14 protein-coding genes are annotated in these 12,715 nt (G+C 68.8%); 5 read left to right on the top strand and 9 right to left on the bottom strand.

Annotated features, from left to right (window positions below; translation table 11 throughout):
* Nucleotides 1-57: 57 nt before the first annotated feature.
* From AC3A6R_RS05895 to fhuF, 5 genes are all read right to left on the bottom strand, one after another.
* On the bottom strand, nucleotides 58-1,086 hold the full coding sequence (locus AC3A6R_RS05895; RefSeq protein WP_487858113.1) for a FecR family protein: 1,029 nt from the start codon (nucleotides 1,084-1,086) through the stop codon (nucleotides 58-60).
* Nucleotides 1,083-1,661, bottom strand: coding sequence for an RNA polymerase sigma factor (locus AC3A6R_RS05890; RefSeq protein WP_487858112.1), 579 nt, complete (start codon nucleotides 1,659-1,661; stop codon nucleotides 1,083-1,085). Before AC3A6R_RS05890 ends, AC3A6R_RS05895 begins: the two co-directional genes overlap by 4 nt.
* A 159-nt stretch (nucleotides 1,662-1,820) precedes the next feature.
* A complete protein-coding gene (locus AC3A6R_RS05885; RefSeq protein ID WP_487863976.1) occupies nucleotides 1,821-3,149 on the bottom strand; it encodes a lysine N(6)-hydroxylase/L-ornithine N(5)-oxygenase family protein in 1,329 nt (442 codons plus the stop codon).
* Complete coding sequence (locus tag AC3A6R_RS05880; protein WP_487863975.1) at nucleotides 3,136-4,242, bottom strand: GNAT family N-acetyltransferase; 1,107 nt, start codon at nucleotides 4,240-4,242, stop codon at nucleotides 3,136-3,138. The genes AC3A6R_RS05885 and AC3A6R_RS05880 overlap by 14 nt, the downstream gene beginning before the upstream one ends.
* Nucleotides 4,243-4,307: 65 nt before the next feature.
* A complete protein-coding gene (fhuF, locus tag AC3A6R_RS05875; RefSeq protein ID WP_487863974.1) occupies nucleotides 4,308-5,093 on the bottom strand; it encodes a siderophore-iron reductase FhuF in 786 nt (261 codons plus the stop codon).
* Nucleotides 5,094-5,261: 168 nt separating this feature from the next.
* On the opposite strand from fhuF, the gene AC3A6R_RS05870 reads away from it, so the two are divergent.
* From AC3A6R_RS05870 to AC3A6R_RS05850, 5 genes are all read left to right on the top strand, one after another.
* Nucleotides 5,262-5,495 (top strand): hypothetical protein, encoded by a 234-nt coding sequence (locus tag AC3A6R_RS05870; protein ID WP_487863973.1) that lies wholly within the window; start codon nucleotides 5,262-5,264, stop codon nucleotides 5,493-5,495.
* 90 nt (nucleotides 5,496-5,585) lie between these two features.
* Nucleotides 5,586-7,265: a cyclic peptide export ABC transporter gene (locus AC3A6R_RS05865; RefSeq protein WP_487863972.1), complete on the top strand. Its 1,680-nt coding sequence runs from the start codon at nucleotides 5,586-5,588 to the stop codon at nucleotides 7,263-7,265.
* 169 nt (nucleotides 7,266-7,434) lie between these two features.
* Nucleotides 7,435-7,632 carry a CsbD family protein gene (locus AC3A6R_RS05860; RefSeq protein WP_487863971.1) on the top strand — a complete coding sequence of 66 codons (198 nt, stop codon included), beginning with the start codon at nucleotides 7,435-7,437 and terminating at the stop codon, nucleotides 7,630-7,632.
* Nucleotides 7,633-7,731: 99 nt separating this feature from the next.
* A complete protein-coding gene (locus AC3A6R_RS05855; protein WP_487858105.1) occupies nucleotides 7,732-8,352 on the top strand; it encodes a hypothetical protein in 621 nt (206 codons plus the stop codon).
* 21 nt (nucleotides 8,353-8,373) lie between these two features.
* Complete coding sequence (locus AC3A6R_RS05850) at nucleotides 8,374-9,351, top strand: magnesium and cobalt transport protein CorA (RefSeq protein ID WP_487858104.1); 978 nt, start codon at nucleotides 8,374-8,376, stop codon at nucleotides 9,349-9,351.
* A 12-nt stretch (nucleotides 9,352-9,363) separates the two neighbouring features.
* Here the strand turns inward: AC3A6R_RS05850 and AC3A6R_RS05845 are convergent, their stop codons facing one another.
* The 4 genes from AC3A6R_RS05845 to AC3A6R_RS05830 form a co-directional block, all read right to left on the bottom strand.
* Nucleotides 9,364-10,212, bottom strand: a complete 849-nt coding sequence (locus AC3A6R_RS05845) for a siderophore-interacting protein (protein WP_487863970.1) — start codon at nucleotides 10,210-10,212, stop codon at nucleotides 9,364-9,366.
* Between the two features lie 19 nt (nucleotides 10,213-10,231).
* On the bottom strand, nucleotides 10,232-10,840 hold the full coding sequence (locus AC3A6R_RS05840; RefSeq protein WP_487863969.1) for a PadR family transcriptional regulator: 609 nt from the start codon (nucleotides 10,838-10,840) through the stop codon (nucleotides 10,232-10,234).
* A gap of 94 nt (nucleotides 10,841-10,934) precedes the next feature.
* Nucleotides 10,935-12,122 (bottom strand): PrsW family intramembrane metalloprotease, encoded by a 1,188-nt coding sequence (locus tag AC3A6R_RS05835; RefSeq protein WP_487863968.1) that lies wholly within the window; start codon nucleotides 12,120-12,122, stop codon nucleotides 10,935-10,937.
* Nucleotides 12,119-12,679 carry a hypothetical protein gene (locus AC3A6R_RS05830; RefSeq protein ID WP_487863967.1) on the bottom strand — a complete coding sequence of 187 codons (561 nt, stop codon included), beginning with the start codon at nucleotides 12,677-12,679 and terminating at the stop codon, nucleotides 12,119-12,121. Before AC3A6R_RS05830 ends, AC3A6R_RS05835 begins: the two co-directional genes overlap by 4 nt.
* Between the last annotated feature and the right edge of the window lie 36 nt (nucleotides 12,680-12,715).

Below are 12,715 nucleotides of genomic sequence, written 5' to 3'. Positions count from 1 at the left end.
GATGCGGGTCGAAAAAACGAGAGGAAAAGGAGCGGCGTGCCCACGGGCACGCCCGGGTCAGCGCGCTTGCAGGCTCACGCTGCCGTCGGGCCGGGCGACCGCCACCAGCGGCAGGATGGCGGGCAGTGCGTCGAGCAGGCCGGCCGAGTCGTTGGTGCGAAAGCGGCCCGAGAGTCGCATCGCGTCGATGCGGGCGTCGGCGCCGGTGATGGGCGCGTTGCGGTAGCTGTTGACCGCGGCCAGCGCGTCGCCCAGCGGGGTGTTGTCGAACACCAGCCAGCCGTCGCGCCAGGCCGAGAGGGCGGCGGTGTCGGCCTGGCGCACCGGATCGGCGCGGCCGTCGCGCACCTCGAGCATGTCGCCGGCGCGCAGGTCGACCACCTGGTCGCTGCGTTCGGTGCCGGCCTGGCGCAGCACCTGCACGCGCACATGGCCGTGCTCGACGCCCACGGTGATCGGGCCGCCGCGGTCGCGCACGGTGAAGGCGGTGCCGACCACTTCGATGATGGCCTCGCGCGTGCGCATCACGAAGGGCCGGTCGGCGTCGGGCGCCACGTCGAAGCGGACCTCGCCGCGTGCCATGTAAACCATGCGGCGGCGGCGGTAGAGCGTGACGTCGACGGCGCTTTGCGGGGCGAGGTCGAGGCGGCTGCCGATGCCGCCGGTGGGCTCATCGGCCAGTGTGACCTTCAGCATCCGCGCGTTGGGCGTCCGATACGCCGCCTGGAACACGGGCTGCTGCCAGTACCACTGCACGCCGCGCCCGGCGACCACGCCGGCGCCGAGCAGCCCGGCGATCGACAGCAGCAGCTTGCGGCGCGAGGGACTGCGCGGCACCGGTGCGGGTGTGGGCTCGTCGAAGTGCGCACGCAGGTCGTCGGCCATGCCGCCCAAGGCTTTCCAGCGCTCGCGCGCCTCGCGCACGGCGGCGGCGTGTTCGGGCGAGCGGGTTCGCCACTGGTCGAGCGCGAGCCGGGCGCTGTTGGCGGCCGGGCTCGGCGGTGCGATCTCGTCTTCGACGATGAGCGCGAGCGCGCGTTCGATCAGCCGTTCACGCGAGACGACCTCGGCAGCCGCGCCGCTCATGAAAAATCTTCAGCCAGTGCCGTGTCGAAACCCGCGTGGCTGTTCAGCGCCTGCGGCTCGATCAATTCCTGGCGCAGCTCGGCGAACACGCGCGAGCAGTCGATGGTGGCGCGCAGCAGGTGCTTGGCGACCGCCATCTCGGTGATGTTCAGACGCTGCGCGATTTCAGCGCGCGAGTGGCCGTAGGCACGGAACAGCAGGAAGACCTCGCGCCGGCGCGGCGGCAGCTGTTCCATGGTTTCGACCACGCGATGCAGCACGCGGTGCTGGGCCACGACATATTCGGACGACGGGGCCGTGAGGTGCGTGCCCACGACGGCATGCGAGACGGCCCAGTCCTGCGCCACCTTGCGATGGCGCGCCTCGTCGATGCACAGGTTGCGCGCCACGCGGAACAGCAGGGCGCGCGGCGACTCGATGGCGGCGCCGTCTCGCAGGCTGAGCGTGTGCGTGTACACGCGCTCGAAGCTCGACTGCGCAATGTCGGCCGCATGGTGCGGGTCGCGCAGGTCGCGCGTGAGCTGCCGGCGCAAGTCCGCGTAGTGAGACACAAGTTCCTGGACGAGGTCGCGCATCCGGTCGCCTTCTCGCAAGCATCGACAAAAGACCCCTGGGCCGATGGCTGGAGCGCGCCGGTTAAGAGGAGGCGAGGGCGCTGGCTTCGGTGACCCCGGGATGGGGTGAATAAGAACTATTCTTATTGAGTGTAGCACCGAAGCGTTGCGTTCCCGTGGCTAAACCACGGGCGCGGCGTGGGCGGGGCGCTCCGCGGCCGGCGCCTGCGGAGGCTGCGGAGCCTGCGCCGCGTGCCGCGGCGTGGCGTTGAGCAGCGCCTGCCCGATCTCGTCGGAACGGATGGCGGTGACCGACAGCAGCGTGTCGCTCAGGCCGTGGCTGGTCTCGCAGGCGCCCTGCAAGAAGATGCCCGGGCGCAGCGCCGGCGTGCCCTGCATGCGGTAGTCACGGTCGACCGAGAAATCGCCCAGGTAGTGCGCCAGCGGCGCCAGCAGCGTGCGGTGCGCGTCGCGCGCGTAGCCGGTGGCAAGCACCACGGCGTCGTAGGCTTTGTCGAGGCGCGCACCGGTGTTCAGGTCGTGCAGCGACAGGTGGATGCCGTCCTGCGCGGCATCCACGGCCGACACCTCGTGCCGCCGCAGGAAGCTGTGGCGCGTCGAGCCGGCCACGCGCTGGCGGTAGAACACGTTGAAGATCTGCTGGATCAACTCCAGGTCGGGCGCGGCGTAGTTGGTGTGCCAGAACTCCTCGAGCAGCTCGGCACGTTCGTTCACCGAGCGGTTGAACACGAAATCGGTGAAGTCGGTGTTGAAGATCTCGTTCACGAACGGGCTGTCGTCCGAGGGCTTGATGGAGCGTGCACGCATGATCAGGTCGACCTGCGGTTTCGCGGGGTGCGATTGCAGGTCCATGAAGATCTCGGCCGCGCTCTGGCCGGCGCCCACGATGGCGATGCGGTCGGCGCCGGGATGGCGGGCAATGGCTTCGAGGTAGGTGCTCGAATGGAACACCCGGCCGTCGTCCTTCAGCGGCTGGAAGCGCGCCGGAATGTTGGCGACGCCGCCCACGCTCACCACCAGGTTGCGCGCCAGGCGCTCGCGCACCGCACCGTCGGCATCGCGCGAACGCACGCGCAGCAGCGAGACCTCGTCGCCCTTCATCTCGGGCGCCACCTCGAACACGGCCTCGCCGTAAGCGCAGCGGTCTTCGAACTGCGCCGCGGCCCAGCCGAGATAGTCGTTGAACTCGTGGCGGCTCGGGAAGAAGCTCTTGAGGTTGATGAAGTCCTGCAAGCGCTCTTTCTCGTGCAGGTAGTTCAAAAAGGTGAAGCGGCTCGACGGATTGCGCAGCGTGGCCAGGTCCTTCAGGAACGAGATCTGCATGTGCGCGTTGTCCAGCAGCATGTTGCGGTGCCAGACGAAGCCCGGCTGCTTCTCGATGAACAGCGAGTCGACGAAGTGGCCCTTCTGGCGCTTCTCGTCGAGTGCGATGGCCAGTGCGATGTTGGACGGGCCGAAGCCGACGCCGATCAGGTCATGGATTTGCATGGATGTCCTCCAGGGATGGCTCGTGTCGACGAGCCGGGGCCGGCGAAGCGGCGGTGGGGTCGGCGCGCGGAATCCACAGCGCCTCGCCGAAGAAACGCTCGCGCCACAGCATGCCCAGCAGGGCGCGCTTGTGCGGAAAGTCGAACTCCTTCACGTGGGCGTAGCCGCAGCGGCCCAGGCTCCGGATCATTTTTTCGTTGTCGGCGCGCGGCTCGATCACCAGGCGCTGCGTGCGCGGGTCGTCCAGGAAGAGGTAGTGCGACACCGACGGCATCCAGGCCGTGAGAAAGGGCTTGCCGCGAAAGCGCGCCTCGCCCACCAGCGCGTGCCAGCCGCGGTCGTGGTCGGCGGCGTCATAGAACGGCGCGATGCGGTCTTCCTTCGCCCAGTAGGCCTCGAAGTAGCCGAAGGGCTCGCCGTCGAAGCGGCCGACGAGGCCCGTCACGCGCGGGTCGGCCGCAATGCCTTCGAGGTACTGGCGGTGGCGTGCGAGGTCGCCTTCCTCTTCCCAGAAATGGGCGACCACAGGGTCGTTCATCCAGCGGTTGAAAACCGGCAGGTCGCGTTCGATGTCGACCGTGTCGAGCGTTAGCGTCTGGCCCAACCACGGGATGTGGCGGCGGTACACGGTGCCTTGCGGCTTGGCAGGGCGCAGCGGGTGGCGCTTGCCTTGCGTGACAACGAAGCGCTGCGCGAAAGGCTCGCGCGGTTGCGGCAGCCATGCGCGCGGCCATTGCCAGAAGGCCTCGCGCGCGACGGTGGGCAGCGCGCCCTCGGCCGGCGCGACGATGCCCGCGTTCACGAGCCGCGTGCCGCTCGGCAACGGCGATTGCAGCGCCAGGTGCCGTGCGGTCGGGTGGCGCTGAAAGACCGCCTCGATCGCCGCCAGCAGGTGCGCTTCGTCCGGCTCGCCCGCGCACGCGCCCAACCATTCGAGGCGTGGCTTGCCGGGCTGCTCGCGCAGGGCCCAGGTGCTGCTGTGGCGGTCGCCGTCGTGCGGCGTCACCTTGAGCGCCGTGCCTTCCAGTCGGACGTCCAGCACCCGGCCTTCGGGATGCGCGTGAAAGCGCCATGCGGTGTCGTGGGCGGCCAAGGAAAACCTCCGTGCTGTGGTCGATGTGGGGATGCAGAAGGAAGACGCGGGCTGCGGCCGAATGTTTAGTCGGCGGTGCTGACACAGCGCTCGCGCTCGAACTCCGGCGAGAGCGGGCACGCGCCGCAGTAGCCCAGGCGCGGCACGAGGTAATAGAGGCAGCACTGCCGGTACAGCGTGACCGGCGGCGCGCTGCGGTCGGCCACGCGCACCCCGCGGCGCGGGGGCATGAACATCGGGTTGTCGCGCAGTTCACCGCACGGTTGCGGCCAGGTCGGGCGATGCAGCAGGTGCTTGAGGTCGGCGGCGACGGCGGGCGACTGGCCGCTCATGCGCAGGCTTTCCTCGAGCACGGGCTCGAGGTAGCGCACGGCGTTGCCCCACAGGATCTTGGGTGCCAGCCGCGTGAGCTGCGTCAGCAGTGTGAACAGCGGCGCGAGGTGCGTCCAGAGCAGCACGTCGTAGCGCGCGGCCGTGTCGGTGCCGGGGCGGGGCGTGCCGAGGTCGGTGATGTGGAAGCTCTCCGGGTCGCCGTCTGCGTCGTCGAGGCTGACCCAGACCTGCTCGGGACTTACCGGAAAGCCGTGCTGCAGCAGGCTCGCGGCCGCGGCCACGGGCGGCAGCAGCGCATGCAGGTAGTTCATGCTCCAGGCGGACGCGACTGCGCGCAGGTCGCGCTCCGGCATGTTCAGCGTGCGCGCCTTGAGGCGCAGCAGCGCCAGCAGGCGCGGCGGGTCGGCCAGCAGGTCGGCCACGCGCACGGACTCCGGCGGCGGGTGCGCGGCGCAAGCCAGCGTTTCGCCGTACGGCGCCCACTCGCCCTGGAAGATCGGCGCGAGCAGGGGGATCACGGGGCGACGCCGAAGGCGGCGTGGAAAGCTTGAAAAAGGCACGAGGGCATGAAGCAGAAGACGCGCCGACGGACCGGAAATTTAGTCCTCCGTGGTGCCGCGCCTAAACAGCGTGCGCCACGCAGCGTCTACTCACTCATCGACAGCAGTGCAGGCGTGCGAATCCCAATGAGCTTCCCGAGACACCGCCCCTCCGACCCGGCCTTCAGCATGGCCTGGCGGCTTTTTCGCGAGCTGCACGACGCGCCGTCGCCCGAGCGCGCCGAGCAACTCGTGGGCTGGCTCGGCCAGGACCCGATTCACGTGCGCGCGCTCGACGAGGTACTGACGCTGTGGGCGCTGGCCGGCGCCTCGGTGGTGGAGGCCGCGCGCGAGGCGGGGCCGGAGCCGCTGCTGCAATAGGCGGCGCGCCCGCCTTCTTCTCTAAACAAGCGGCCGCGCCGAACGTCATTGCAAGGAGCCCGACTCCCTTTGCAACGAACCGTCCGCCGCATGAACATCACACCCGCCAGCGCCCCCGCGTCTGAACTCGTCCGGCTGTTGCGGCCCTACTTCCCGTGGATCGCGCTGTCGACCGTGACCGGCATCGGCGCGGGCGTTGCGACCGTCGCGCTGCTGGCGACCATCAACCAGGTGCTGCACCGCCCCGGCGGCCTGGCCGGTGGACTGCTGCTGAGCTTCATCGGCCTGTGCGTGGTGGCGCTGGTCGGACGCGCCACCTCCGACATGTCGAACAACGTGGTCGGCCAGCGGCTCGTGGCACAGGTGCGCAAGAGCCTGGCGCTGAAGATTCTTGCGGCGCCGATCGATGCGCTCGAACGCTACCGCATGCACCGCCTGATGCCCGTGCTCACGCAAGACGTCGACATGATCAGCGACGTGGCCTTCATGCTGGCCTCGACCATGATCGCGCTGGCCGTTTCCTTGGGTTGCCTCGGCTACCTGGCGTGGCTCTCGCCGCCGCTGTTCGGCCTGCTGCTGGCGGCCCTGCTCGTGGGCATCGCCGTGCAGAGCCTGGCGCATGCGCGCGGCATCTCGGGCTTCTTCAAGGCGCGCGAGCAGGAAGAGGCGCTGCACAAGGCCTACCGCGGCATCAGCGAAGGCGCGAAAGAACTGCGCATGCACCGCGCGCGCCGCGCCAAGGTGTACGAACAGCAGGTGGCGCACACGGTGGAGCGCATCCACGACATCAATCGGCGCGCCATCAACATCTTCGTGCTCGCCTCTTCCTTTGGCTCGGCGCTGTTTTTCTTGTTGATTGCGCTGATCCTCGGCTGGGCCGCGTTCCGCGACACCGCGCCGGTCGTGCTCAGCGGCTTCGTGCTGGTGCTGCTGTTCCTGAAGGGGCCGCTCGACCAGGTGGTGGCGGCGCTGCCGCACCTGGGGCGCGCAAAGGTGGCCTTCGAGCGCATCGGCGACCTGTCGGCGCGCTTTGCCACGCCGGAGCCGCACCTCGACCTGCACGCGCCGCCCGCCACGCCGGTGCTGCACGGCGCGATCGAGCTGCGCGGCGCGCGCTATGCGTTCCCGGCCGTCGAGGGCGCGGAGCCCTTCGTGCTCGGCCCGGTCGATCTGCGCATCGGGCGCCGAGAGATCGTCTTCATCGTCGGCGACAACGGCTCGGGCAAGACCACGCTCATCAAGTTGCTGCTGGGCCTGTATGCGCCGGTGGCGGGCGAGCTGCTGCTCGACGGCAAGGCCGTGACGCCCGAGACGCGCGACGACTACCGCCAGTTGTTCACCACCGTGTTCTCGGACTTCTATCTGTTCGAAGACCTCGTGGCCGGCGAAGAGGGCGGCCATCAGGCGCTGCCCGAGACGGCCTTGCCCTACCTGCAGCGTCTGGAGATCGCGCACAAGGTGTCGGTGAAGGACGGTGCCTTCAGCACCACCGACCTGTCGACCGGTCAGCGCAAGCGGCTGGCGCTGGTGCATGCGTACCTGGAAGGCCGACCGGTGCTGGTGTTCGACGAATGGGCGGCCGACCAGGACCCTGCGTTCCGCCACTTGTTCTACACCGAGCTGCTGCCCGAGCTGCGCGCCAAGGGGCATTCGCTGGTGGTCATCTCGCACGACGACCGCTACTTCCATGTGGCCGACCGCATCGTTCACATGAAGGCCGGGCGCATCGCGCAGGCCACCGAGGCGCCGGCGCCGAGCCTCGCGGCTTGACGGACTGGCACGTGAAGAGCACGCGGCGCCCGCGTGTGCGCTTCGATCACGAGCAGCGACCGGGACATGGGAAGGCTTCCCAAGCTTTACGGCGCTTCGTCCGACACCTGCGCCTTTAGCGCGGAACCAATGTCATCGTGGCATTTCGCCATGCAACCAAGGATGTGCGATGAACAAGGATCAGGCCAAGGGTTCGCTCGAAAAAGCAAAGGGTAGCGTCAAGCAAACCGTGGGCAAGGCGGTCGGGAGCGAGAAGATGCAAGTTGAGGGCACTGTTGACAAGGCTGCTGGTACGACGCAGAAGGCAGTCGGCGACGTGAAAGAAGCAGGGAAAGACGCGGTGAGAACCTCAAACGAAAAGCCATGAGCGGGATGCATCCCAGCGATTGAATTCGGACCGAAAAGCACGTTGGCAGCCCTCTAAAATCCACCGGCGCAACCCCGCGTGGAGATAAAAAAGGCGCCCATGGCTCACCCGGATGAATTCAAAGGTCCCGACGCGGACATGCTGCCGGACACTGCGACCTTGCCCGCCGACCTCGCCGCGCTGTATCTGTGCATGTCGCCAGCCCAGCTTGCGGACCTGCGCAAGCCCTCGCGGCCGGGCAACGCTTCGAGCGTCATCAGGCCCGTCGAGGGCGGCGCTGCGGGGCCGAAGGATCCGGCGCGATACCGGCTCGGCACCCTGCGCGACCATGCAAAGGCACACGCGGCTCCCTGCGCGTTCGATGCCGCGTTGAAGACGGGCCTGCCGAGCTGGCTGACGGTCAAGCTCCCGTTCTTCGCGGAGCGCGAGCCACGCGTCAAGCGCGGCCGGCGCGTGCTGATCGGCGGCGCCTGGGACCGGGCGGACCCACTGCGCGAGAAGCGCTTCGTGGCGCTGGCAAAGGGCCACATCCGCTTCACGTCGCTTACCTGCGCCGAAGCCGCGGCGAGCCTGTGGGCCGACCTGGCCAGTCATCGCGCGCTTGCCGAAACGGGACTCGCCTTGCTCAACCGCGAGACGCAGGCCATCGAATCGTCGCTGGCGGACACCGCGCACCTGGCCGAGGCTTCGCATGCCGACGCGGCGGACCCGGCCCCCTGAACCGCGCATGGACGCAAGCCGATGCTGATCAATTGCGTGGCCTATGAAAACGGCGTCAAGCTCGCCGAAGTTCCGGTCGAGGACATCAGCGAGTACATCCAGCGGCCCGGATGTTTCGTCTGGGTGGCGCTCGGCGATGCCACGCCCGAGGAACTGGACGAGATGCAAAAGGAGTTCGACCTGCATCCGCTTGCCGTCGAAGACGCGCACCACGGCCACCAGCGGCCCAAGGTGGAGGAATACGGCGACTCGCTCTTCGTGGTGATGCACCTGGTCGAGCCCTCGCCCGAAGGCGAGCACTGCGCGAACGTGGGCGAGGTGAACGTGTTCGTCGGCACCAACTACGTGCTGTCGGTGCGCAACCGCAGCCAGCAGGGCTTTCTCGATGTGCGCGAGCGCTGCGAGCGCGAGCCGGAGCTGATGCGCAACGGCCCCGGTTTCGTGCTCTATGCACTGATGGACGCGGTGGTCGACCGCTACTTTCCCGTCATCGATGCGCTCGAGGTGGAGCTCGAATCCATCGAGCAGCAGATCTTCACCCAGGGCGGCGCGGCGCGCGACAAGATCAAGCAGCTCTACGACCTGAAGCGGCGCAGCATGGTGCTCAAGCGCGCGGTGGCGCCGCTGGTGGAAGCCGCGGGCAAGCTGCACGGCGGGCGGGTGCCGCACATCTGCCTGAGTTCGCACGAGTACTTTCGCGACGTGGCCGACCACCTGGGGCGCATCAACGGCTCGATCGACGCCATGCGCGACACCATCGGCACGGCGATCTCGGTGAACCTCTCGATGGTCACGATCGAGGAGAGCGAAGTCACGAAGCGGTTGGCTGCCTGGGCCAGCATCTTCGCGGTCTGCACCGCCTTCGCGGGCATCTGGGGCATGAATTTCGAGCACATGCCCGAACTGAAATTCCGCTATGGCTATGCGGCGGCGCTGGCGCTCATGGCGGGCACCTGCGGCTATCTCTACTACCGCTTCAGGCGCGCCGGCTGGATCTGACGGGTTGGCGCGTCAGGCGTCGTGCGTGTCGTGCGTCGCCGCCGTGCCGCGGCGCCAGTAGCCCGAGGCGCGGGTCCACTTGGGGTTGGCGCCGCGCTCGCCCACCAAATGCGCGCGCAGCGCCTTGGCGATGGCCGACTCGCAGGCGACCCAGGCATGGAAGTCGCCAGCCGGCAGCGTCATGGCGGCCAGGGCGTCGAGCAGCGCGGGGCTCAGGCCGGGCGCGGTGCCTTGGCGGTACACCCACTGCAGCGTGACTTCCGCGCGGGTGTTGTCGAATGCGATGCGGTCGGCCTCACTGTCCACTTCGGCCAGCACCACGGCGCGTGCGCCGGCCGGCAGTTCCGCGAGACGGCGGCCGATGGCGGGCAGGGCCGTGTCGTCGCCGATCAGCAGGTGCCAGTCGAAGCCGGTCGGCACGATGAACGATCCGCGCGGCCCGCCCACACCGAGGATGTCGCCGGGCTTGGCCTGCAGCGCCCATTGCGTGGCAGGGCCGGCGTCGTGCAGCGCGAAGTCGATCTCGAGCGTGCCGGCGGCCGGGTCGTGGTGGCGCGGCGTGTAGTCGCGCATGGCGGGCCGTTCGCCCGCTGGCCACACCGGGCCGTCGGGTCCGACGGTGGGCAGCGTGAGCTGGCCAGTCGCCGGGTCGGGGAAGAAGAGCTTGGCGTGGTCGTCGAAGCCCGGGCTCGTGAAGCCCGCCAGCTCATCGCCCGCGAGCGTGATGCGGATCATGTGCGGCGTCAGGTGCTGCACGGACTGGACGGTGAGCCGGCGAAAGCGCAGTTCGTGGCGCACGCGCTGCGGCATGCGATCGAGGGCAGAGGGGGAGGCCGGGGTGGTGGTGGAGAGGTCGGTCATCGGTAGGTAAGTGGTGGTGTCAGAGGCGTTCGATCTGCTGTGCGGCGTGGTCGAGCACAGCGGCGAAATCGTGGGCTTGTTGTTCTGTCAAGGGAGCGCCCGAGAGCCGCAGGCGCATGGCGAGCTTGAGGTTCTCGATGGCGCGCGCGACCTGCGGCGGGCGTTCGCTGCGCAGGCCCGCGGCGTCGACGCCATCCTTCATGCGCGCCATCATGGCGTCGGCCGTGTCGCGGTTGGCGGCCAGAAAGACCATGCCGCGCGCGGTGATGGTGTAGCGCTTGCGGTTGCTGGTGCCCTCGGCCGCCACCGTGAGGTAGCCCATCTCCTCGAGCATGGTGAGCGTGGGGTAGACCACGCCCGGGCTCGGCGCATAGCGCCCGCCGAGGCGGTCGCCGATGGCCTTGATGAGCTCGTAGCCATGCGAGGGCTTGTCGGAAATGAGCCGCAGCAGCACGAAGCGCAACCCGCCATGGCCGAAGACGCGTCCGCCGCCACGGCCGCCGCGGCCTGCGGAGATGTCGTCTTCGGGCGCGGGCTTGGCGTCGCCGCCCGCGATGCCGTCGTCATGCTCGCTGCGCGACGCACGGCAGGCGTGGCGATGGTGAAAGCCGGAATCGCAATGGCGCATGGCGGTGTCCTTTTCGATGTATATCGAATATATTTTAGATATATCTAAATAAGAGTCAAACCGATGCCGACAGAAGGCCTTGCAGCCGCAGGGGTCAGGCGGAAGGAACGGTCAGCGCATCGAGCGCGGCACGGGTTCGCCGTATCGCCATTTCATGCGGCAGCGTCTGCGGCCCGCGCCCATGGATGCCGGCCTTGCGGATCAGCCGCAGCTGCTCGCGCTGCAGCCGGGTCTTCAAGCGTCTGGCGCGCCGTCCGAAGCGTCTGCCGATGTCGCGCCGCACCTTGTAGCGCAACAGCGGCGCCCCGATGCGCAGCCATTCGTCGTCGCGGATCAGCTCGCGCTCGGGCACGAACGACGCCGCGAGCGCATGCAGGTAGGCCCCGTTCTCGCGCGCCGCCACGCGCCAGAACAGCGCGGCCGCGATCAGCGCGGGCACGCCCTTGACGGCGAGCAGGATCGCCATTTCGCCGTAGCCGCCGTCGAACAGTTCTTCGAGCAGCGGCGAGTTCCAGGTGAAGTGCATGGCCCACGCGAGTGCGAAACACAGCAGCGCGAAAGCCACGCGCGCCCCCATCGGTCGCTCGGGGTGCAGCAGGAACCAGGCGACGCCGAAGGACGCGATCATGGTGTAGGCCGCATGGCTCCACAGCCCGCTCATCAGCCCGCGCGTGAGCAGGTTGAGCAGCACCGGGTAGACCTGGTTCTCGAGCGGGAAGTGGATCGCGGCATTGACCGTGTAGCTCAGGTTCTCGACCACCTGGAAGCCCAGCCCCGTCATCGCGCCGACGATCAGCACCGAGAGGTAGGTCTGGAACTGGTTGCGCGCCACCAGCACCAGCAGCACCACGCCCGCGAGCTTGAGGAACTCCTCGGTGATCGGCCCCGCGACCGCGGGCCCCCAGGCCGCGACGAACTCGGGCGACACCAGCTTGGCGCACAGGCTCTGGATCGCGATGTTGGCCGGCGCGGCGAAGTACACGGCGCCCATGCCGCCCCAGGCGAAAGCCAGCACGAAGGCCTCGGGTGGATGCTGCTCGAGCAGGTCGAGCGTGCGGAACGCGAGCACGAAGGCCAGGGTGTAGCCGGTCCACACCAGCAGGCCCAGCATGGCGGTGACCGGCACCACGCGCACGCCGATCGCGAACAGGTGGACGATGTAGAAAAGCCCGTTGACGATCAGCGCCGCGAGCAGCCAGAAGGCCGCGCGCCGCGGCTGGAAGAACGAGTCGGTGCCGATCGGCCAGAGGGCCTGGTCGCCGTCGACGCGCGCCGTGCTCACAGCGGGGCTTCCAGATCCATGGATTCGAGCATCGCGCGGGCTTCGGGCAAGACCTCGTTGAGCCCGTCGGTGCTGCCGTAGAAGTCGATCTGCACGAGCGACTTGCGCCGCACGTCCACGACCTGCCAGAACCGGCCGGCCAGCTTCGGCCCGTAATAGGCGAAGGTCTTGCCCTGCAGTCCCCAGGTGGTGATGAAGTCGGACACGTCGCCGTCGAGCTGCAGGCCCTGTCCGCGCGCCATGAGCCGCTGCTGCCGCGTCAGCGGGCCGTCGCGCCCGCCCGCCCAGCGGCCCGCGGTCACGACGAACTTGTGGCCGCCCTTGAAGAGCATCAGGGACTGGCCCGCCTTCGAGCGCGAGACGTCCATCTCCCATCCCTCGGCGGGAACGAACCGCGCGGGGCCGACTTCCACCGTCTCGCCTTCGGGCAGGGGGCGGTTGCCCGGCGTGCGGCGGTCCCAGAGGACGACGCCGCCCACGTAGGCGGCAATGGCCAGCAGCACCGCGAGGGCGCCCGGCCAGGTGCGGTAGGGAACGCGGCGGGAAGGCTCGAGCATGCGTCGATCGTGCCATACGCGCATGGCACGAAGCGC

The sequence above is a fragment of the Variovorax sp. Soil_C_19 genome (assembly GCF_057657255.1).
This window is presented reverse-complemented; position numbering and strand designations above follow the sequence as displayed.